The 20,648-nt window shown below is 66.9% G+C and carries 15 protein-coding genes; 10 read left to right on the forward strand and 5 right to left on the reverse strand.

All coding sequences use genetic code 11. The annotated features are described in order from the left end of the window. Positions 1-2 precede the first annotated feature (2 nt). From hpnJ to SR3_RS14560, 3 genes are read left to right on the forward strand one after another with little or no spacing between them, the layout of a single operon-like run. Positions 3-1,448: a hopanoid biosynthesis associated radical SAM protein HpnJ gene (gene hpnJ, locus SR3_RS14550; RefSeq protein ID WP_068087348.1), complete on the forward strand. Its 1,446-nt coding sequence runs from the start codon at positions 3-5 to the stop codon at positions 1,446-1,448. Positions 1,449-1,504: 56 nt separating this feature from the next. After that, positions 1,505-2,434: a hopanoid biosynthesis-associated protein HpnK gene (hpnK, locus tag SR3_RS14555; protein WP_084455580.1), complete on the forward strand. Its 930-nt coding sequence runs from the start codon at positions 1,505-1,507 to the stop codon at positions 2,432-2,434. Beyond that, a complete protein-coding gene (locus tag SR3_RS14560; protein WP_068087351.1) occupies positions 2,431-3,504 on the forward strand; it encodes an MlaA family lipoprotein in 1,074 nt (357 codons plus the stop codon). The genes hpnK and SR3_RS14560 overlap by 4 nt, the downstream gene beginning before the upstream one ends. Positions 3,505-3,609: 105 nt before the next feature. On the opposite strand, the gene SR3_RS14565 is transcribed toward SR3_RS14560, so the two are convergent. Beyond that, complete coding sequence (locus SR3_RS14565; protein ID WP_068087354.1) at positions 3,610-4,626, reverse strand: lysylphosphatidylglycerol synthase domain-containing protein; 1,017 nt, start codon at positions 4,624-4,626, stop codon at positions 3,610-3,612. 195 nt (positions 4,627-4,821) lie between these two features. On the opposite strand from SR3_RS14565, the gene SR3_RS14570 reads away from it, so the two are divergent. The 6 genes from SR3_RS14570 to SR3_RS14595 all read left to right on the forward strand — a co-directional run bounded on the left by SR3_RS14570 (position 4,822) and on the right by SR3_RS14595 (position 12,599). Continuing rightward, positions 4,822-7,443: an MMPL family transporter gene (locus SR3_RS14570; protein WP_068087356.1), complete on the forward strand. Its 2,622-nt coding sequence runs from the start codon at positions 4,822-4,824 to the stop codon at positions 7,441-7,443. Then, complete coding sequence (locus SR3_RS14575) at positions 7,440-8,201, forward strand: DUF2334 domain-containing protein (protein ID WP_068087359.1); 762 nt, start codon at positions 7,440-7,442, stop codon at positions 8,199-8,201. The genes SR3_RS14570 and SR3_RS14575 overlap by 4 nt, the downstream gene beginning before the upstream one ends. Positions 8,202-8,361: 160 nt before the next feature. Next, positions 8,362-9,300 carry a hypothetical protein gene (locus SR3_RS14580; protein ID WP_245653927.1) on the forward strand — a complete coding sequence of 313 codons (939 nt, stop codon included), beginning with the start codon at positions 8,362-8,364 and terminating at the stop codon, positions 9,298-9,300. A 59-nt stretch (positions 9,301-9,359) separates the two neighbouring features. Then, positions 9,360-9,881 carry a DUF2141 domain-containing protein gene (locus SR3_RS14585; RefSeq protein ID WP_068087489.1) on the forward strand — a complete coding sequence of 174 codons (522 nt, stop codon included), beginning with the start codon at positions 9,360-9,362 and terminating at the stop codon, positions 9,879-9,881. Between the two features lie 105 nt (positions 9,882-9,986). Continuing rightward, complete coding sequence (locus SR3_RS14590; RefSeq protein WP_068087362.1) at positions 9,987-11,141, forward strand: glycosyltransferase; 1,155 nt, start codon at positions 9,987-9,989, stop codon at positions 11,139-11,141. A 135-nt stretch (positions 11,142-11,276) separates the two neighbouring features. Further along, the gene (locus SR3_RS14595; RefSeq protein WP_068087365.1) at positions 11,277-12,599 is read left to right on the forward strand and encodes a dipeptidase; all 1,323 of its coding nucleotides are present in this window, start codon (positions 11,277-11,279) and stop codon (positions 12,597-12,599) included. A gap of 263 nt (positions 12,600-12,862) precedes the next feature. Here the strand turns inward: SR3_RS14595 and SR3_RS14600 are convergent, their stop codons facing one another. Further along, entirely contained in the window at positions 12,863-13,675 is an 813-nt protein-coding gene (locus SR3_RS14600) for a glutaminyl-peptide cyclotransferase (protein WP_245653928.1), read from the reverse strand. Next, positions 13,675-14,520: a 2,3,4,5-tetrahydropyridine-2,6-dicarboxylate N-succinyltransferase gene (dapD, locus tag SR3_RS14605; protein WP_068087368.1), complete on the reverse strand. Its 846-nt coding sequence runs from the start codon at positions 14,518-14,520 to the stop codon at positions 13,675-13,677. Before dapD ends, SR3_RS14600 begins: the two co-directional genes overlap by 1 nt. Before the next feature lie 270 nt (positions 14,521-14,790). On the opposite strand from dapD, the gene SR3_RS14610 reads away from it, so the two are divergent. Then, positions 14,791-17,211, forward strand: a complete 2,421-nt coding sequence (locus SR3_RS14610) for a S8 family peptidase (RefSeq protein ID WP_068087371.1) — start codon at positions 14,791-14,793, stop codon at positions 17,209-17,211. Positions 17,212-17,454: 243 nt separating this feature from the next. On the opposite strand, the gene SR3_RS14615 is transcribed toward SR3_RS14610, so the two are convergent. Together SR3_RS14615 and SR3_RS14620 are read right to left on the reverse strand one after the other, a co-directional pair. Beyond that, positions 17,455-18,648: a BaiN/RdsA family NAD(P)/FAD-dependent oxidoreductase gene (locus tag SR3_RS14615; protein ID WP_068087374.1), complete on the reverse strand. Its 1,194-nt coding sequence runs from the start codon at positions 18,646-18,648 to the stop codon at positions 17,455-17,457. Next, complete coding sequence (locus SR3_RS14620; RefSeq protein WP_068087376.1) at positions 18,648-20,411, reverse strand: DEAD/DEAH box helicase; 1,764 nt, start codon at positions 20,409-20,411, stop codon at positions 18,648-18,650. The genes SR3_RS14615 and SR3_RS14620 overlap by 1 nt, the downstream gene beginning before the upstream one ends. Positions 20,412-20,648 lie beyond the last annotated feature (237 nt).

Consider the following 20,648-nt stretch of genomic DNA (forward strand, 5'->3'; position numbering starts at 1 on the left):
AAATGAAGCGGACCCTTTTCCTCCAGGCCCCCTCCTTTGACGGCTATGACGGCGGCGCCGGCGCGCGTTACCAGATGAAGCGCGAAGTCAAGAGCTTCTGGTACCCCACCTGGCTGGCCCAGCCCGCCGCCATGGTCGAGGGTTCCAAGCTGATCGACGCCCCCGCCCATGACCAGAGCTGGGACGATATCGCGCATGAGTTCGACGATCGCGATCTGGTCATCCTGCACACCTCCACCCCCAGCTTCGGCCAGGACATCCGCACGGCGGAGCTGATCAAGCAGCGCAACCCGAACATCCAGATCGCGATGGTCGGCGCCAAGGTGATGGTCGAGGACGAGAAGAGCCTGCAGGCCTGCCAGGCCGTGGATCTGGTCTGCCGCGAGGAGTATGATTACACCTGCGTCGATCTGGCCAAGGGCCTGCCGCTCGCCGAGATCGACGGGATCACCTGGCGCGCCGCCGATGGCTCCATCGTGCGCAACAAGGACCGCAAGATGGTCGAGAACATGGACGATCTGCCCATGGTCTCGCCGATCTACAAGCGCGACCTCAACCCGGTGAAATATTTCGGCGGCTATCAGCGCCACCCTTACGTCAGCTTCTACACGGGCCGCGGCTGCAAGAGCCGCTGCACCTTCTGCCTGTGGCCGCAGACCATCGGCGGGCACAATTACCGCTATCGCAGCGTGCCCAAGGTGATCGAGGAGGTGAAGTACATCCTCGAGAACATGCCCGAGGTGAAGGAAATCTTCTTCGACGACGACACGCTGGCCGATGCCCACGCGCATGTCGTCGAGCTGTCGCGCGAGCTGCGCAAGCTGGGCTTCGGCACCAAGGGCTTCGACATCACCTGGGGCTGCAACGCCAAGGCCAATGTGCCTTACGATGTGCTCAAGGAAATGAAGGCAGGCGGCTGCCGCGTGCTGCTGGTCGGCTATGAGAGCGGCAACCAGAAGATCCTGCACAACATCAAGAAGGGCCTGCGCGTCGATGTGGCGCGTCAGTTCACCAAGGATGCGCACAGCCTGGGGCTAACCATCCACGGCACCTTCATCCTGGGTCTGCCCGGCGAAACGCTGGAGACGATCGAGGAAACGATCAAATACGCCATCGAGCTGAACCCCTACACCATTCAGGTGTCGCTGGCCGCGCCCTACCCCGGCACGTTCCTCTACAAGCAGGCGGTGGAAAACAACTGGTTCGACGGCAGCGACCATCTGCTGACCGATGGCGGCAACCAGATCGCCCAGCTGTCCTACCCGCATCTCTCCTCCGCCGTGATCTTCGACAAGGTGGAAGAGTTCTACAAGCGCTACTACTTCCGTCCCCGCAAGATCGCCCAGATCGTGGGCGAAATGGTGCGCGACTGGGATATGATGAAGCGCCGCCTGCGCGAAGGCGTGGAGTTCTTCGACTTCCTGCGTCGCAGAAAGGAAGCAGCCTGAGCACCAGCCAGGGGGCACCACGCGAGCAGAAGGCGGCGGGTAACGACGGGGGGGGCCTGTCGCGCAAACGCCTTGTTGTCACCGCTGACGATTTCGGCGCCGCCATTGCGGTGAACGAAGCGGTGGAACGCGCCCATGTCGATGGCATCCTTACCGCCGCCAGCCTGATGGTGGCCGGTGAGGGCGCCGCCGACGCGGTGGAGCGCGCCAAGCGTCTACCCAATCTCGGCGTGGGGCTTCATGTGGTGCTGGTCGATGGCCAGCCCATCCTTCCGCCCGAACAGATCCCGGCGCTGGTCGGCCCCGACGGCTGGTTCCAGCCCGATATGGTGAAGACCGCCTTCGCCATCGCCTGCAACCCCGCCGCGCGGGCGCAAATGCGCGCCGAGGTGAAGGCGCAATTCGCCGCCTTCGCCGCCACCGGGTTGCCGCTCGACCATGTGAATGCCCACAAGCATTTCCATATGCACCCGATGATCACCTCGGCGATTCTCGATGCCGGGCGCACGATAGGGATCCCCGCCATGCGCGTGCCGGTGGAGCATGGCGCGCAAGGTTTCGGCCCCGCCGCCATGCGCTGGTGGGCCGGGCTGCTGGGCCGCCGGTTGAAAACGCGGGGCATCATGGTGAACGACCAGGTGATGGGTCTGGCCCAGACCGGCGCCTTCACGCCCGAGGCCATGGCGGCGGCGCTGGAAACCCTGCCCGATGGCCTGACCGAGCTTTACACCCATCCCGCCACGCAGGATGTCTGGCCCGGCAGCGCGCCGGGCTATCGCTATCGCGACGAGCTGGCGGCGCTGATCGCCCCGGCCACCATCGCTGCCCTCCGCGACAGCGGGGCGCAGCTTGGGCCTTTCGCCCGCTTTCAAGATAAAATCTTGCCAATTTTACCGAGCAAGACCTTTGGGAGTCTTGCCCAAGACCCATCGCTCAGCGAAGGAATGCAGATCGACCACCGCCCTTCGCAGAAAGCCGCCCGATGATTTTCACCGCCCCGATCGCCGGGCTGGGCCTGGTGCTTGCACCCACTGGAGGTGTTCTGGCACCCACTGTGGATGCCCCGGCCCTGACCGTGATCGAGCCCCCGGTGATCACGGCCCCTGCTGCCGATACAACGCCACCAGCAAGCGAGGCGACCTCACCCACCGCTGACCCCGCCGCAGCACCTCAGCCCGATGCCACCGCGCAAGTCGCCGCTGTCAAGGCCGAGGCCACCAACCCGGCCCCTCTGGGCACCTGCCATGTCTGCGGCCCGGTCTATGCCGCGCGCGATCCGCTGATCGGCATGAACCGCGTGTTCTACGCTATCAACCAGCCCATCGACCGCTTCATCTTCCGTCCCCCCGCCATGGTCTACAAGGCCGTGATCCCCCGCCCCGCGCGCGAAGGCGTGCGCAACGCGCTCTCCAACATCTATTCGCCGGTCACCTTCCTCAACGATGTGGTCCAGCTGCGCCCCAAACATGCGCTGACCACGCTGGGCCGCTTCGTGATCAACTCCACGCTGGGCATCGGCGGCCTGTTCGACATCGCCAAGCGCAAGCCCTTCCACATGCAGGGCCACACCAACAGCTTCAGCAACTCGCTGGCCATGCTGGGTATGACCTCCGGGCCCTATCTCTACCTGCCTTTCATCGGCCCCAGCAGCTTCCGCGACATGCTTGGCGCGGGCGGCGACACTTTCGCCCAGCCCCTGCTCGTCAACCGCGTCTACAGCCGTCAGGATCGCACGGTGGGGCCAGCCATGCGCCCGCGCAAGGTGTCCAGCTTCAGCTCCACCCTGTCGCTCTCCACCTTCGGCGTGGTGCTGGCGACATTGAGCGCCCTCGACCGCCGCGCCGAGGCCGATGCCGAGTTGAAGGCGCTCAAAGCCTCCGCCGTCGATCCCTATGTGGCGCTGCGCGAGGCCTATCTGCAAAATCGCGAGGCCGAGATCGCCGCGCTCAAAGCCAAGGACGGTCAGGCCGCGCCCGTGGCCGCCTTCGACGATCCTCTGGCCGATCCAGCAGCGCAGCCCGCGCCTGCCCAGCCAGCTCCGGCTCCGGCAAAGTAAAAGAGCCTCCGGCGGACAAAGGGCCATCGCCCTTTGCAATCCCTTTATTGTTAGCGCCCCGTACCCTGCATTGCGCTATGAGGTTTTCTGCTACTTCGCAGCGGGTCAGGCCGCTTTGCCCCGCTTGTATTCCAGCCATGGCCAGAACAGCAGGCCCGCGCCAAAGCACACATCGCGCAGGCGCAGCACCAGACTGAACGCCAGCGCCGTCGCCGGATCGATGCCCACCGCAAGACCCGCCAGCACCGCGCCCGCCTCCTGCATGCCAAGGCCGCCGGGCACGAAGAACAGGATCACGCGGGCAGAGGTCGCCGCGCTCTCGATCGCCAGCGCGTTGAACAGCGGCAGAGGCACGCCCATCACCATGGCCGCCAGCCACACTTGCACGCCCGACAAGCCCCAGCCCACCACATGCAGCGCAATCGCCAGCGGCAAGCCCATGCGCTGACGCTGCAATTCGCGACGCATCAGATGGACCTCGGCTGCAGCGCGGCGCCCCATACGCGTCTTGCGCCAGCTTGCGTGATGCGCGCTGCGCCGCCACAGGCGCCATGCCAGCACCAGCGCCACCACCGCGCCCAACACCCACAGCCCTGCCGAGCCGCCATGCTGTGCCTGCTCCATCGCCAGCCCCTGTTTCGAGCCGCCGCGATGCCACCAGCCCCACAGCACCCAGCCCGCCAGCGCCATATAGGGTATCTCGGCGATCACCTCGGCGGCGACATCCAGCACCCGCAGCGCCACGGCCGAGCGCCCCCGCCCGCCCAGCAGCACCACGACGCGCGCGCCGATGGCCTCGCCAAGGCCGGGAGGAAAGATCAGCAGATTGTGCCCGGCATCGCGGGTCAAACGCGCGATCAGGCTGGAGCGGAAGGGAATGCCCACTTTCAGCGCCTGCTGCGCGCAGGTGCAGACCAGAATGGCGATGAATTGCACCGGCAGCGTCACCGCCACCGCCCATGGATCGATGCGATGGATGGCGTCGACGAACAGCTCGCGCAGGCCGGGATTGGCCAGCACCCCCGCCGCCAGCCCGGCCATAATCAGCAAGGGCACCGCCAAAGCGGCCCAGCGTTTGGCGGAGGCTGCGGGCTTGGCGGTCAGAACAGGGGATTGATCCATGCCGCCCCTCTAGAGCGTGATGACAAAAAGTGGGAACCGGTTTTTGTCAGTTCTCACGCGAACACGAAAATTCGCGGGTGGGGCGGATGGTCAAACAAGTGAATCTACGGTGTGTCCATCCTGGCACACGGCTCCCCGAAACCAGCCCAAGAGGGCATTGCCGCGCGCGCGCTTTTCCGCCAGAGGACCGACAAGATGAACGAGCCGACCTCTGCCTTTCCCGCGCGCCTGACGGCGATTCTGCTCGCCGCCGCGCGGGCGCCCTGGCGCATGGTGGCGCTGGCGGCGGTGCTGGTGATGGCCGCCGTGGCCGGCATCCTCCTCACCTTCGACATGACCACCGACACGGGCGAGCTGATCAGCGCGAAAACCCCTTGGCGGCAGGACGGTCTGGCGGTGGAGGCGGCCTTCCCCCAGCAGAAGGACTCGATCATCGTCGTGATCGACGGCCAGACCCCCGAGCTGGCCGAGGACGGCGCAAAACGGCTGATGCAGGCGCTGCAAGCCGACAAGACGCATATCGGCACGGTGGAACGCCCCGACGGCGGGCCCTTCTTCGACACCAACGGACTTCTCTTTGCCGACCCCAATGAGGTGAAGGACGCCACATCCAAGCTGGTCGATGCCCAGCCGCTGCTCGGCGGTCTGGCGGGCGATCCCAGCCTGCATGGTCTGGCCACCACCATGGACACCATGGCCAGCGGCGCGGCCAATGGCACGCAGGATGCCTCGCGGCTGGCGACGCCGCTGCGCGCTTTGTCGTCCGCCGTGGATGCCAAGCTGGCGGGCCAGCAAACGTGGTTCTCATGGCAACGTCTGTTCTCCGATGCCAAGGGCCCGCTGGCTCCGCCCACGCGCCGTCTGCTGATGGTCCACCCCGTGCTGCGCTTCGGCGATCTGGAGCCGGGCGGCGTGGCGGTCGATGCGATCAAGGCGCAGTCGAAAGTCTTGGGTCTGGATGCGGCGCATGGCCTGCGCATGGGCATCACCGGCGAGGTGCCGCTGGCCGATGAGGAATTCGCCACCATTCAGGACAACATCGGCGTGATCGGCGCGGCGATGGCGCTGGCGATGCTGGTCTGCCTTTGGCTGGCCACCCGTAGCGGGCGGATGGTCGCCGCGATCATGGTCACCATCGTGGCTGGCCTCATTATCACGCTGGCGCTGGGGCTGCTGGCGGTGCATCGGCTCAATGTGATTTCGGTGGCCTTTATCCCGCTGTTTGTGGGGCTTGGCGTCGATTTCGGCATTCAGGTCGCGGTGCGCTTCAATGCCGAGCGCCATGGCGGGGCCGACCCGATGGGCGCACTCAAGGGCGTAGGCTCGGCCATCGGCGAGCCGCTGATGCTGGCCGCCGCCGCGATCTTCCTGGCGCTGGGCGCTTTCCTCCCCACCGATTACACCGGCATCGCCGAGCTGGGCGTGATCGCGGGCCTTGGCATGATCGTGGCTTTTGCGCTCAACATCACGCTGCTGCCCGCGCTGCTGATCCTGATGCGCCCCGCCGTGCCTGCCGCCCGCGTGGGCTGGGCCGGGGCCGCGCCGTTCGACGCATGGCTGCACCGCAGCCGCAAGGCGATCCTCTGGGCCTTTGTGATCGCCATGATTGGCTCGATCGCGCTGCTCAAATGGGTGGTGTTCGATTTCAACCCGCTGCATCTGCGCGATCCCAATGCGCCCGCCATGCATGAGCTGGCCGGGCTGATGAAGGATGCGGACCGCACCCCCAACACCATCACCATCCTGGCCCCCAATGCCGATGCCGCCCACACGCTGGCGGCAAAGCTGGAGAAGCACCCCGAGGTGGCCCATGCCATCACCGTGGACAGCTTCGTGCCCGAGGATCAGGCCGCCAAGCTGCCTTATATCCAGAACGCCTCGCTGTTGCTGGATGCGGCGGTCAATCCTTTCGATATGCCCGCCGCGCATAGCGATGAGGAAACCCGCGCCGCTTTAACGCAGGCCGCTGGTTCGCTGCGCATGCTGGCCGCGAAGGGCGGCGATCTGGGGCAGGCCGCCACGGGTCTGGCGGCCAGCTTCGACCATCTAGCCGCCGCCACGCCCGCCCAGCGCGCCGCGGTGGAAGCCATGCTGATCCCGCCGCTCACGGTCACGCTCGACACGATCCGCGCCTCGCTGACCGCCAGCGAGGTGACCCGCGCCAGCCTGCCGCCCGAAATCGCCGCCGATTGGGTGAGCAAGGATGGGCAGGCGCTGATTCAGGTCACCCCCGCCGGCAACAGCACCGACAACAAAGTGCTGGCCCGCTTCACGCAGGTCGTCCGCGCCGAGGCCCCGCATGCCACCGGCCTGCCCGTGGCCACGCAGGAGGCCGCGCGCACCGTCGCCGGGGCTTTCGTGAAGGCCGGGGTGATCGCGCTGGCGCTGGTGAGCCTGCTGCTGTGGCTGGTGCTGCGCTCTGTGCGAGAGGTGGCTTTTACGCTGGCGCCGGTGGTGCTGTCGGGCTTTCTCACGCTCGGTTCCTGCGTTCTCATTGGTCAGCCCTTGAATTTTGCGAATATCATCGCATTTCCGCTGCTGTTCGGTGTGGGTGTCGCGTTTCACATCTATTTCGTGATGGCGTGGCGCCGCGGCGTGGGCGATCTGTTGCAGACCAGCCTTGCCCGTGCCGTGGTTTGCAGCGCGCTGGCGACAGGCAGCGCTTTTGGAGCGCTATGGTTTTCGCATCACCCCGGCACGGCCAGCATGGGCCTGATCCTGATGATCTCGCTGATCTGGACGCTGGTCTGCGCGCTTGTTTTCGAGCCCGCGCTGCTGGGCCCCGTGCCTGCGGGCCAGACGAGGCGCGCTGAATGAGCAAGCTGCTTCTCGCCTCGATCCATGATGTCGGCCCGCGCAGCGAAGGCGCGGTCGATCAGCTGTGCGATATTCTGGGCAGTCATCTGGGCGCGCTCAACTTCGCCATGCTGGTGGTGCCCGACCATTGGGGTGAGGCGCCGCTCGCCACCAACAAGGCGTTTCAGGCCAAGCTGCGCGGTTGGGCCGATCAGGGCGTGGAAATGTTCGTCCACGGCTGGTTCCACAAGGATCTGGCCGAACATACCGGCATGGCCGCCATCAAGGCCAAGCATATGACCGCCAGCGAGGGCGAGTTCCTCGGCCTGTCGCGCGATGAGGCCGCGCGCCGCATGGGTGATGGCCGCAAGCTGATCGAGGACATCATCGGCCGCGAAAGCGCCGGTTTTATCGCGCCCGCATGGCTCTATGGCGAAGGCGCTCAGGAAGCGCTGGCCCAAAGCGGCTTCAAGCTGGCCGAGGACCATATGAAAGTCTGGCGCCCTGACACCGGCGAGATTCTCGCACGCGGCCCCGTGATCACATGGGCCAGCCGCAGCGTCGGGCGGCAGCGTTCCTCACGATTTTTCGCCTCGCTGGCGCGCAATGCGCTGGGCTTTTTGCCCAAGGCGCGCGTGGCGGTGCATCCCGGCGATGTCACCGTGCCCGCGCTGATCGCCTCCATTCACGCCACCTATGCCGCCTTCGCGCGCGGGCGGCGCATCGCCCGTTATGCCGATCTTCTGGGGGGCACGCCTGCTGCCCCCAACCGGTCTTGAGCGGTTCAGCCATGGTTATGATTCGCTCTTCTATAGGTTTTTCAATGTCTGACCCTGCCAGCACCCTTTCGGAGGCCTCGGCATGAGCGATCAGGGCATGCCACCCCACTCTGCTTCGAGCCCGTCGGACAACCGCACCGGCTCCATGGATTCTGACGCAATGGCCACCACCGTGTTTGCTCCCGGCGAACCGATCCCCGATCTCCAGCTGGCGCTGCCCAAGCCCCGCAAGAGCACCGCCGCCAAGCTGGGCGAGCTGTTCTCGGCGATGATCTCGATCGCCATGCTGGCCGCCGTGGTGCTGGAAGTGCGCCATCTGCAATTCCATGACATTTTCCAGCTTATCCCGCGCAAGCCTTTGTTCTGGATGGTCTTCGTCGCCTATTACATGGTCGGTCCGGCTTCCGAATGGGTGATCTACCGCTATTTGTGGCGCATTCCCGTCTCGGGGCTGGCCGCGCTGCTGCGCAAGCTGGTCTCCAACGAGCTGCTGCTCGGCTATCTGGGCGAGGTGCAGTTCTACGCCTGGGCGCGCGGGCGGCTCAACATGGTGGCCGCGCCCTTCGGGGCGATCAAGGATGTGACGATCCTGTCCGCGCTGACCGGCAACATCGTCACGCTGGTGATGCTGGCGGGCGCCTGGCGGTTGATCTCCTCCGGCGCCTTCGGGATGGAGGGGCGCACGACCTTCCTCTCGCTGGGCGTGGTGCTGTTCACCTCCTTCATCATCCTGCTGTTCCGCCAGAAGCTCTTCACCCTGCCCCGGCGCCAGCTGTGGATCATCACCGCCATCCATTTCGCGCGCACGCTCGGCTTTATCGGCCTCTCCGCGCTGCTGTGGCATGTGGTGCTGCCCGAGGTGGGGATCGATCTGTGGCTGGTGCTGGCCACCTTGCGCATGCTGGTCTCGCGCCTGCCGCTGGTGCCCAACAAGGATGTGATCTTCGCCGGGCTGGCCGTGTTCATCCTAGGCCGGGATACGCAGGTGCAGAATCTGATGGCGATGATGGCCATGCTGCTGCCGGTCTCGCATATTGTCGTGGGGACGATCTTTGCTACCCTCGACCTTTTCGCATCCAGAGAAGGAGCCGATGCATGAATGCCACCCCCCTCCGCAAGCTGCCTGAAGCGACGGCTGCCATGGGTCTGGCCTTCGCCATGGTGTGCTCTCTGGCCGCTCCGGCGCAGGCCGGTGAGCGGGTGCCGATCCCCTCCACCCCCGATCTGGGCAAGGCCGAGGCGCGCTGCCGCCCCGGCGAACAGGGCCCTGCCCTGCTGATCGCCATTGACGGGCTGAAGGACCGCAAGGGCAACCTCAAGCTGGAGGTCTACCCCAGCAATGACGAGGACTTCCTGCGCGACGACAATGCGCTGATCTATTACGGCAAGACCTTCCGCCGCGTGGAAGAGGTGGTGCCGCAGAACGGCCCGGTCGTGATCTGCGCGCGCATCCCCGGCCCCGGCGCCTATTCGGTGATGGTGCTGCATGACCGCGACGCCAACCGCAAGTTCGGCCTTTCGGTCGATGGCATCGGCTTCACCGCCAATCCCAAGCTGGGCTGGTCCAAGCCCAAGGCGGCGGCGACGCGGGTGGATGCCGGCAATGGCCTGACCCGCACCACCGTCATCATGAACTATCGCAACGGCCTGATGAGCGTCGGGCCCATCGCGGCGCATTGATGATGCAACGCGCCGCCTCTTCCCTTGCGCATAATGCTGGACGCGCCACCCCGATCAAGGGTATGGAGCGCGCAGGGATCGGGTGCGAGCTTTCGGGGGACAGCCATGCGCATCGTTGATGTTTGTGCCTTTTACACGCCCCATGGCGGCGGCGTGAAGACCTATGTCGAACAGAAGCTGAAGATCGGCCCCACGCTGGGCCATGAGATCATCATCCTCGCCCCTGGTGACAGCTATCAGGTGATCGAGAAAGGCCCGAACGCCCGCCTGATCACCCTGCCGTCCCCACGCTTCCCGCTGGACCGCAAATATTGGTACTTCGCCGATGAGGCCGCGCTCCATGCCGAGCTGGACCGGCTCCAGCCCGATCTGGTGGAGGTCTCCAGCCCCTGGCGCAGCCCCTCGATGGTGGCGCGCTGGCGGGGCGATGCGGCGCGCTCGCTGGTGATGCATGCCGATCCGCTCTCGGCCTATGCCTATCGCTTCCTGCGCCCGATGATGAGCCGCGAGGCCATCGACCGCCGCTTCGAACCCTTCTGGAAGCACTTGCGCGAGCTGGGCCAGAGCTTCGACCGCGTCGTCTGCGCCAGCGGCGAATTGCGGGATCGCCTCGCCAAGGGCGGCGTGGCCAACACCGTGCTTCACCCCATGGGCATCGAATCCGGCCTGTTCAGCCCCGATCGCCGCGACCCGATGCTGCGCCGCCGCCTGCTGGCCACCTGCGGCCTGTCCGAAAGCGCGCATCTGCTGCTGGGCGTGGGCCGCCTCTCGGGCGAGAAGCGCTGGCCCATGGTGGTCGATGCCGTCACCGCCGCCAGCCAGTCGCTGCCGATCGGTCTGGTCATCGTGGGGGCAGGCAACCACCGCAAGCGCATCGAGAACCAGATTCAGGGCAACCCCCATATCCGCCTGCTGGGTGTGGAGAAGGATCGCCAGAAATTCGCCACCCTGCTGGCCAGCGCCGACGCGCTGATCCACGGCTGCGAGGCGGAAACCTTCTGCATGGCCGCCGCCGAGGCGCGCGCCAGCGGCGTGCCCGTGATCGTGCCAGACCGTGGCGGCGCCGCCGACCATGCGCGCGGCGGCGCGGGCCTCACCTATCGCTCGGGATCGGCGCTGGCGGCGGCTCAGGCCACGCTGCGGCTGCTGCATCATCCGCCGCGCGGGCCCTTTGCCCTGCCCGCCAGCACGCAAGGCCATTTCGAGGCGCTTTTCGCCGATTACGAAGGGCTGATTCAGCGCCGCCACGCCGCGGCCTGAGTCAGACTGCTGATCAAGAATCCGGCCTGCGCCGGTTTCTTGAGGGGAACTCATACCTTATCGCCATTCACCCCCTTGCATGGGGGCGCATCTCGTCCTTTGGTACAACCAAACAACACAGGACGATTGCCCCCCATGTCATCGCGCCACCTTGCCCGCCTGCTCTCCGTCTGCGCCACTGTGGCGCTGGCCGCGCCCGCTTTCGCCGCCCCGGCGGCGCTGTCTCCCGAACAGACCTCCCCGGAACGAATTGTCGCCGCCGCGCTGAAGGAAGCCCCCGTGTGGGACGGCCACAATGACGTGCCCGAACAGCTGCGCGACCGCCGCAAGGACGTGCTGGCGGGTTTCGACTTCAACAACACCGTCAACGAGCCCCTGTCTGACCGCCGCATGGCCGCCTTCTTCCCGGCGGGCACCCCCACCGGCATGCAGACCGACCTCACCCGGATGAAGCAGGGCCATATCGGCGCGCAATTCTGGTCGGTCTATGTCTCGGCCAACCTGCCCGAGCCGCAGGCCGTGCAGGCCACCATGGAGCAGATCGACGTCATCAAGCGCCTGATCGCCCAGTACCCGGGCGACCTGATGCTGGCCACCAGCAGCGCGGACGTGGAAAAGGCATGGAAGCTGGGCAAGGTCGCCTCGCTGATCGGCATGGAGGGCGGCCATTCCATCGGCGGCTCGCTGGGCGTGCTGCGCCAGTTCTACGCGCTGGGCGCGCGCTACATGACGCTGACGCACTTCAAGAGCATCGCCTGGGCCGACAGCGCCACCGACGCCCCCCAGCATGACGGCCTCACCCCCTTCGGCAAGGATGTGGTGCGCGAGATGCAGCGCATCGGCATCCTCGTCGATCTCAGCCACGTCAGCCAGAAGACCATGCTGGACGCGCTGGAGGTGGCCAGGGCGCCCATCATCTTCAGCCATTCGGGTTCGCAAGCGGTCAGCGGTCACCCCCGCAACGTCTCGGACGAGGTGCTGGACAAGGTGAAGCTGAACGGCGGCGTCGTGATGTGCAACTTCTACCCCAACTACGTCTCCGACGCGCTCTACAAGTGGGGCGCCGCCCGCACCGGCCAGCAGGCCGAGCAGAAAGCGCTCCACCCGGACCGCCCGGACCTCGCCAAGGCCGGGCTTGAGGCATGGGAGAAAGCCAACCCCAAGCCCGTGGCCACGATCCAGCAGGTCGCCGATCATATCGACCATATCGTGAAGCGCATCGGCATCGATCACGTGGGCGTGGGCGGCGATTTCGATGGCGGCTCGATCGGGCTGCAGGGGATGCCGGATGTGTCGGCCTATCCGGCGCTGCTGCTGGAGCTGGCCAAGCGCGGGTATACGAAGGATGACCTGAAGAAGGTCGCCAGCCTGAACACGCTGCGGGTGCTGAAGGCTTCGGAAGCTTATGCGCTGGCGCATAAGGACGACAAGCCGATCGAAAGCCCGACTTCGTTTTAAGGGGCGTTGGAAGAAGGATAGATGCGAGGGGGTTACTCCCTCGCGCTCCCATAACGTCTCCCGACGATAAGGCAGTGGCTCCGCATCGCGGCGCATCACCTCTCCATCAGCACAACAGAAAGGCGCCGCAGGCAGGCATGCCCCGGCGCCTTTTTCTCGTTTAAAAGCCTGCGGCGCGGCAAACGAAGCGCAAGGCCAAACCCGTGGCGCAACGTAGACATTAAAGGGAGCGCGAGGGTTATGACCCTCGCATCTATCCCTTCCTACTTCACCCCGGGAACGCGAATCTCAAACATCACCGGCCACTCCTTGCCCGTGACGTAGAGCTTGTGATGCACCCCATCGTAAGCAATCCCGTTGGGAATCTGGTCCGGCCCGGTTGTGCCAGCTTCCTTGTGCAGGTCGGACACGTCGATCCAGCCCTTCACATGGCCCGAAGCCGGATCGATCCGCGCGATACGATCCGTCAGCCAGATGTTCGCCCAGATCTCGCCATCCACCAGCTCCACCTCGTTGAGCTGGTCCACCGGCCTGCCCTGCGCGGTCACATGGATCATGCGCAGCAGACGGAAGCCATTGGGGTCGATCACGCGCAGATTGCTGCTGCCGTCGCTCATGATGAGGTTGGGGCCGAGGCGGGTCAGCGCCCAGCCCTCGCCCATATAGTTGAACTGGCCCTCCGGCTTCAGCGTGGCCTTGTTCCAGATCATGCCGATGCCGTCGCGCCAGCTGAGCGAGTAGATCTTGTCGCCCACCGGGGAGCTGCCCTCGCCATAGAGCGGCATGGGCACATCGGCGCGGGCCAGCACCTCGCCGGTCTCGACATTCACCCGGCGCAGGGTGGAGCGGCCCAGCTCACCGGTGCTTTCATACATCTGGCCGGTGGAATCGAAGAACAGGCCTTCGGTCCAGGCATGGGGGTCGTGCGGCAGCTTGCGCACCACCTCGGGCTTGACCACCGGCAGTTCCGCCGATGTCTTGGAGGGCGCGGGCTGCGCCGCATGACATGCCGCCAAGGGGGCCAGCGCAAAGGCCAGCCCCAGCAGCGCCTGCTTCACAGACCCGCGCATCGCCATCAGTCGCGCAGCAGCTCGTTGATGCCGGTCTTGGCGCGGGTCTGCGCGTCGACCGTCTTGACGATCACGGCGCAGTAGAGGCTGGGCCCGGGGGTGCCATCGGGCAGCGGCTTGCCGGGCAGCGAGCCAGGCACGACCACCGCGTAAGGCGGCACGCGGCCAATGTGGACCTCGCCCGTGGCGCGGTCGATGATCTTGGTGGAGGCGCCCAGATAGACGCCCATCGAGAGCACCGCGCCCTCACCCACGATCACACCCTCGGCCACTTCGCTGCGCGCGCCGATGAAAGCGCCGTCCTCGATGATGACGGGGCCGGCCTGCAGGGGCTCCAGCACGCCGCCAATGCCCGCGCCGCCCGAGATATGCACGTTCTTGCCGATCTGCGCGCAGCTGCCCACGGTGGCCCAGGTGTCGACCATCGTGCCCGAATCGACGAAGGCGCCCAGATTGACGAAGCTGGGCATCAGCACCACGCCCTTGGCGATATGGCAGCCGACGCGGGCCACGGCGCCGGGAACGGCGCGGAAACCGGCGGCGCGGAACTGGTCATCGCTCCAGCCCTGGGTCTTCAGGGCCACCTTGTCGAAGGCGGGCGCGCCGCCCATGCCGTTCTCGATCACGGCATTGTCGTTCAGGCGGAAGGAGAGCAGCACGGCCTTCTTCAGCCACTGATTGACCACCCATTCGCCATCGATCTTCTCGGCCACGCGGGCCTCGCCCGATTCCAGCAGGGCGAAAGCGGCCTCGACAGCCACGCGCACATCGGCGCTGGCCAGGGTCACAGTGTCACGCGCTTCCCAGGCGGCTTCGATGGAGGCGGCAAGGGCGGCGATGTCAGTGGTCATGAAGTGTCTTCCTGTAAGGCTGCCCAGACGGAGCTGAACAGCGTTGGCGGGCCTCCCCCCCGGAAGGGCATGCCCATGTCGCCAACCCGCCTATCGCCAGTTGAAGCCGAGCGCAACCGGCCCAAAGCCTTCCGCCCTTTTCCGCCCGGCACCGTATTCCCCCTAAGCCCGGAAAGCGGCGCCTTCACCACTTGGCGACCATGCCGTGGCATAAGAATCGCGTATGGCCGGGCCGAGGGGACCGCCCGCCACGCCGGGGACAGAACAGACATGCAGATCATCGATGAGGACGCCGCGCAAAACCATCGCGATCCGGTCGACGCCGCTCTGCCGGGCTCCATGGTGCAGCGCATCGCCCTCGCCGGGGTCGCAATTTCGGCGCTGGCCCTGCTGGCGGCCTGCGGCAGCGATGGCGGCGGCGGGGTGAACAGCACCCCGGCTCCCAGCAGCACCCCCACGCCGACGCCCACCACCAGCGCCAGCCCCACGCCCACCGCCACCCCGACCACCACGCCCACCTCCACTTTCATCACGGCGGAATACAACCGCTCCACCGGCCCCTCGCAGCATGGCGCGATCACGGCATGGTCGCTGGGGGCGACGGGCGCGGGGGTGACGATCGGCATCGTCGATTCCGGGCTCGACACCACCAACCCCGAATTTACCGGGCGCATCTCCGCCGCCTCCGCCGATGTGGCGGGAACGCGCGGCCTCGCCAATGCCGACAGCGACCATGGCACGATGGTGGCGCTGGTGGCCGCCGCCGCGCGCAACAATTCGGGCATCATGGGCATGGCCTATGGCGCCACCGTCGCCGCCTTCCGCGCCGACACCGCGGGCAGCTGCGCGACAACCGACGGCTGCAGCTTCAGCGACTCCAACATCGCCGCCGGCATCAATGCCGCGATCAACGCCGGGGCCAAGGTGATCAACATCTCGCTGGGCGGCGGCGCGCCCAGCAGCACCGTCACCACCGCCATCAGCCGCGCCGCCAGCGCGGGCGTGGTGGTGATCGTGGCGGCGGGCAATGACGGCACCGCCAACCCCGATGCCTTCGCCTCGGGGGTGCGCGCGGCGGGCAACGGCAATGTGATCATCGCCGGATCGGTGAACAGCAGCAATGTGATCTCCAGCTTCTCCGACAAGGCCGGAACCGAAGCCGCCAACTATCTCACCGCGCTGGGCGAAGGCATCTGCTGCCAATATGCCAATGGCACGATCAAGACGACCACCTCGGGCGGCTCGACCTATGTGACGGTCTATTCGGGCACCAGCTTCTCCGCCCCGCAGATCGCGGGGGCCGTGGCGCTGCTGATGCAATATTTCCCCAACCTCACCGCCCGGCAGGCCGTCACCCTGCTGCTCAACACCGCCACGCGCGAGGGCACCGGCGCGGGTGACACCACCTATGGCGCGGGCGTGCTCAACATCGCCAGCGCGTTTACGGCGCAGGGCACCACCACCATGGGCACCTCCAGCCAGAAAATCGCGCTGGGCGACACCACCATCGCCACCTCCCCCGCCATGGGCGACGCCGCGCATGGCGCCAGCCTGCAGGCCGTGGTGCTGGACAGCTACAACCGCGCCTTTCAGGTGAACCTTGCCGCCTCGATGCGGCAGGCGATGATCCAGCCCCGCCTGCTGGGCGCGCTCGACACCAACCGCACCGCCACCACTTTGGGCACCGACAAGCTCTCGCTGGCCTTCACGGTTGATGGGCAGCACCACCTCTCCGCCAACCTCTCCAGTTTCGCCCGCCAGATGCAGCTGACGCCCGGCGACAGCAATGCCGCCCGCGTGCTGGCCGCCCGCGTGGTGGCGCATCTCACGCCCGGCGCCACGCTGGCCATGGCCTTCGCACAGGGCTCGGACGGGCTGACCGCCCAGCTGCAGGGCCAGAGTCGCCCCGCCTTCCTGATCGCCACCAACCCGCTGGAGGACACCGGCTTCCTGCGCAGCGGCCAGAGCGCCATGGCCGTGCGCCACCAGCTGGGCCGCTGGGGCATGACCGTCTTTGCCGAGAACGGCCGCGCCCAGCTCTCCACCCCATGGCATCAGGGCGCGCTTTCCGACGCGCTGCAAAAGCGCGACAGCGCCACCCGGGTCGGCCTCTCCATGGACCGCCGCTTCGGCACCTTCGAGACCAGCTTCGGCGCCAGCTGGATGACCGAGGACCACACGCTGCTCGGCGCGCGTCTGGCCGATACCTTCGGTGCGCGCGGGGCGGAAACGCTGTTTTTCGACAGCTCGATGGGCTGGCGGCCAGAGGGCGGCTGGTATCTGGGCGCGGCATGGCGTCAGGCCTTCACCCGCGCGCGCGGCGGCTCGCTGGTGGGCTCGGATTCGCGCCTGACTTCCTATGGCTGGTCGGTCGATGCCGGGATGATCAACGCGCTGGCATGGGGCGACAGCCTGTCCCTGCGCGTCAGCCAGCCCCTGCGCGTGGCGCGCGGGGGCGTGAACCTCTACCTGCCCGACAGCTATGATTACGCGACGCAGGAAGCGGTGTGGTCCACGCATCGGCTGAATCTGGCCCCGACCGGGCGCGAGATCGCCGCCGAGCTGGCTTGGCATGCGCCGATGTTCACCGGGGATGGGACGATCAGCCTGTTCTGGCGCAAGGAGCCGGGGAATTATGCCGGTCTGCCCGATGACAGCGGGATGGCTTGGAGTTGGCGGAAGGGGTTTTAAAGGGAGGACAGTGAAGATGCGAGGGTCATAACCCTCGCGCTCCCTTTACTGTCTGCGTGGCGCATCGGGTTCGGCCAGAGAGCAACGTCGCGGCGTCGCGGGCTTTAGGATCACCGGCACAGCCTATCATGATCTGCCTGCGGCGCGGCAAGCTGGGCGCAAGGCCGAGCCCGTAACGCCAAGGTGGACATTAAAGGGAGCGCGAGGGCGATGGCCCTCGCATGTCTCCTTTTAACCTAAACCTTAAACCACCTGCCCGGCGGCCCAACCGCTGGCCCATGCCCATTGGAAGTTGTACCCGCCCAGCCAGCCGGTCACATCCACGGCCTCGCCGATGACGTAGAGGCCTGGCACCTTCTTAGCCTCCATCGTCTTGGAGGACAGCTCCGCCGTGCTGATTCCGCCCGCCGTCACTTCCGCCTTGGCGAAGCCTTCGGTGCCATTGGGGGTGAAGCGCCAGTCATGGAGACGGTCCTGCGCGGCGTTCAGCACCTTGTCGGTCATGGTGCCCAGTTCGCCGGTCAGGGCCAGCCTTTCGGCCAGAGCGGCGGCCAGACGTTCGGGCAGATGTTGCGACAATGCACGCGCGAAACCGGCGCGCGGGTTGGCCTGCTTGGCGGCGATCAGCGCGCCGGGGATGGCGTCGGGCAGGAGGTCGATGGAGATCGCCTCGCCATGCTTCCAGTAGGAGGAAATCTGCAGGATCGCCGGGCCGGAGAGGCCTTTGTGCGTAAACAGCGCGGCCTCGCGGAAGCTGGCTTTTCCGGCCTCGGCGATCACCGGGGTGGCCACGCCGGACAGGTCGCGGAACAGGGCTTCCTCGCCGCTCAGCGTCAGGGGCACCAGCGCCGGGCGGGGCTGCACCACCTTGAGGCCGAACTGGCGGGCCAGATCATAGGCAAAGCCTGTGGCGCCCATCTTGGGGATCGAGGGCCCGCCGGTGGCGATCACCAGCGACGGCGCGCTGGCGGTGCGGCTGCCGACGTCCACATGGAACAGGCCATCGGCATGGCGCACCTCGCCAATGCCGCGGCCGCAGGCGATCTCGACACCGCCGATGCTGCATTCTTCCAGCAGCATCGCCACGATCTGTTTGGCCGAACCGTCGCAGAACAATTGCCCCAGCGTCTTTTCGTGCCAGGCGATGCCATAGGCCTCGACCAGCTCGAGGAAATCGCGCGGCGTGTAGCGGCTGAGCGCCGAGCGGGCGAAATGGGGGTTGGCCGAGAGATACCGATCCGGCGCGGTGGCCAGATTGGTGAAGTTGCAGCGCCCGCCGCCGGAGATCAGGATCTTGGCGCCGGGGGCTTCGGCATGGTCCACCAGCAGCACGCGGCGGCCACGCTGGCCCGCGACGCGGGCGCACATCAACCCCGCCGCGCCGCCGCCCAGCACGATGACATCATGCAGATCGGTCGGCACGGCGGGCTGCTGCATCAGTAGCGCTCGCGCGGGCCCTTCTTGCCCTGCCAGCCGCCCTCACGGTTGCCGCCGCCAGCATGGCCACCACCGGCATGCGGCGGGCGCGGGCCCTTGCGGTGCGGAGTGCGCGGGCCGTCATTGCCCGGGCGGGCGTTGCGGCGGGCGGTCTCGCGCGGGGCCTCGGGCGCGGTTTCAATGCGGATGCCGCTCTCGTCCTCGGCGCCTTCGCGGGCGGTCTTGGCCAGGGCGTCGCGGAAGCGGGCCTCCACGGCGCGGGGCACCTGGAAGTGCGTTTCATTGGCGCCGATGCGGATCGCGCCGATCTCGCCGCGGGTGATGTGACCACGACGGCAGAGCAGCGGCAGCAGCCAGCGCGGATCGGCGTTCTGGCGGCGGCCGATGTCCATGCGGAACCACACCACATCGTCGAAGCCTTCGCGGCGCGGGCCACGGTTGGCTTCGGCGGGGCCGGATTCGATCATTTCCTCGGGCTGAGGCATACGGGCGCGGTGGGCGCGCACCAGAGCGGCAGCGATTTCCTGAGGCGTGCGCTGGGCCAGCAGGGCCTCGGCCAGCGAGTTGTCTTCCTCGGAAACCTCGACGGGTTCGAGCAGGGTGGCCAGCAGGCGATCATGGTCGTTGGCGCGGATCGCCTCGGCGGTGGGGACGGGCACCCATTCGACGTTGATGCGGGCCGAGCGCAGCAGCATCTCCATGCGGCGGCGGCGCGGATAAGGCACGACCAGCACGGCGGTGCCCTTGCGACCGGCGCGGCCGGTGCGGCCCGAGCGGTGCTGCAGCGTCTCGGCGTCGCGCGGCAGCTCGACGTGAACGACGAGGCTCAGCGTGGCGACATCGATGCCGCGCGCGGCCACGTCGGTGGCGACGCAGACGCGGGCGCGGCCATCGCGCAGGGCCTGCAGCGCGTGGTTGCGCTCATTCTGGCTGTGCTCGCCCGAGAGGGCCACGGCGGAGAAACCGCGCTCGACCAGCGTGGCGTGCAGGTGGCGGACGTTGTCGCGCGTGGCGCAGAACAGCATCGCGGTTTCCGCTTCGTGGAAGCGCAGCAGGTTCACCACGGCATGCTCGATGTCAGACGGGCTGACGGCGATGGCGTTATAGGTGATGTCGCTGTGCGATTCGCGCGTGTCGATGGTGCTGATGCGCAGCGCATTGTGCTGATACTGGCGGGCCAGGGCCGCAATCGGCGCGGGCATGGTGGCCGAGAACAGGAAAGTGCGGCGGCCCTCGGGCGTGCCGTCGAGAATCTGCTCAAGGTCTTCGCGGAAGCCCATGTCGAGCATTTCGTCGGCTTCGTCGAGCACGGCGAACTGCAGGCTGGAAAGGTCGAGTGCGCCGCGCTCCAGATGGTCGCGCAGGCGGCCCGGCGTGCCCACCACGATATGCGCGCCCTGCGACAGGGTGCGGCGCTCACGGCTGGGGTCCATACCGCCAACGCAGGTGGCGATACGCGCGCCAGCCTGCTGGAACAGCCACTCCAGCTCGCGGCTGACCTGCAGCGCCAGTTCGCGCGTGGGGGCAATCACCAGCGCCAGCGGCTTGCCCGCATAGGGCAGGCGCTCGTTCTCGCCCAGCAGGTCGCGCGACATGGCCATGCCGAAGGCCACCGTCTTGCCCGAACCGGTCTGCGCCGACACCAGCAGGTCGCGGCCCATGGCCTCCTCGGTGATGACGGCGGCCTGGACCGGCGTGGGTGCCTCATAACCCTTGGCGGCAAGGGCATCGGCAATGGCTTGGGGAAGTGAAGAAAAAGGCATCTATCTCTACTGGTCTGCACGGGCGTAGCAGCCCCTCGGACGAGGGACGCCAGGAACGCCGCTAAGGAAAGGGCATCGCCAAAACGGCCCCCGAAACAGCGGACCAACAGCGAAAGTGCGCGCCCCCTAGCTGAAAACGTCCCGTTCCGCCATGGGCAATCGATAGTTTGGGTCAGAATGAAGGTTAAAGCAGAGGGCCATCGCCCCCTGCACCCCCTTTACGTCTCCCGGCGAAGC

Source organism: Novosphingobium rosa NBRC 15208, assembly GCF_001598555.1.
GTDB classification, from domain to species: Bacteria; Pseudomonadota; Alphaproteobacteria; order Sphingomonadales; family Sphingomonadaceae; genus Novosphingobium; species Novosphingobium rosa.

Bases quoted from the DNA above. Each gene is read 5' to 3' on its own strand.
- SR3_RS14560 (WP_068087351.1), top strand. From the start codon at position 2,431: ATGATTTTCACCGCCCCGATCGCCGGGCTGGGCCTGGTGCTTGCACCC.
- SR3_RS14590 (WP_068087362.1), top strand. From the start codon at position 9,987: ATGCGCATCGTTGATGTTTGTGCCTTTTACACGCCCCATGGCGGCGGC.
- SR3_RS14615 (WP_068087374.1), bottom strand. From the start codon at position 18,648: ATGCAGCAGCCCGCCGTGCCGACCGATCTGCATGATGTCATCGTGCTG.
- SR3_RS14595 (WP_068087365.1), top strand. From the start codon at position 11,277: ATGTCATCGCGCCACCTTGCCCGCCTGCTCTCCGTCTGCGCCACTGTG.
- SR3_RS14570 (WP_068087356.1), top strand. From the start codon at position 4,822: ATGAACGAGCCGACCTCTGCCTTTCCCGCGCGCCTGACGGCGATTCTG.
- SR3_RS14600 (WP_245653928.1), bottom strand. From the start codon at position 13,675: ATGGCGATGCGCGGGTCTGTGAAGCAGGCGCTGCTGGGGCTGGCCTTT.
- SR3_RS14575 (WP_068087359.1), top strand. From the start codon at position 7,440: ATGAGCAAGCTGCTTCTCGCCTCGATCCATGATGTCGGCCCGCGCAGC.
- SR3_RS14620 (WP_068087376.1), bottom strand. From the start codon at position 20,411: ATGCCTTTTTCTTCACTTCCCCAAGCCATTGCCGATGCCCTTGCCGCC.
- SR3_RS14565 (WP_068087354.1), bottom strand. From the start codon at position 4,626: ATGGATCAATCCCCTGTTCTGACCGCCAAGCCCGCAGCCTCCGCCAAA.
- SR3_RS14580 (WP_245653927.1), top strand. From the start codon at position 8,362: ATGGCCACCACCGTGTTTGCTCCCGGCGAACCGATCCCCGATCTCCAG.
- dapD (WP_068087368.1), bottom strand. From the start codon at position 14,520: ATGACCACTGACATCGCCGCCCTTGCCGCCTCCATCGAAGCCGCCTGG.
- SR3_RS14610 (WP_068087371.1), top strand. From the start codon at position 14,791: ATGCAGATCATCGATGAGGACGCCGCGCAAAACCATCGCGATCCGGTC.
- hpnJ (WP_068087348.1), top strand. From the start codon at position 3: ATGAAGCGGACCCTTTTCCTCCAGGCCCCCTCCTTTGACGGCTATGAC.
- SR3_RS14585 (WP_068087489.1), top strand. From the start codon at position 9,360: ATGGTGTGCTCTCTGGCCGCTCCGGCGCAGGCCGGTGAGCGGGTGCCG.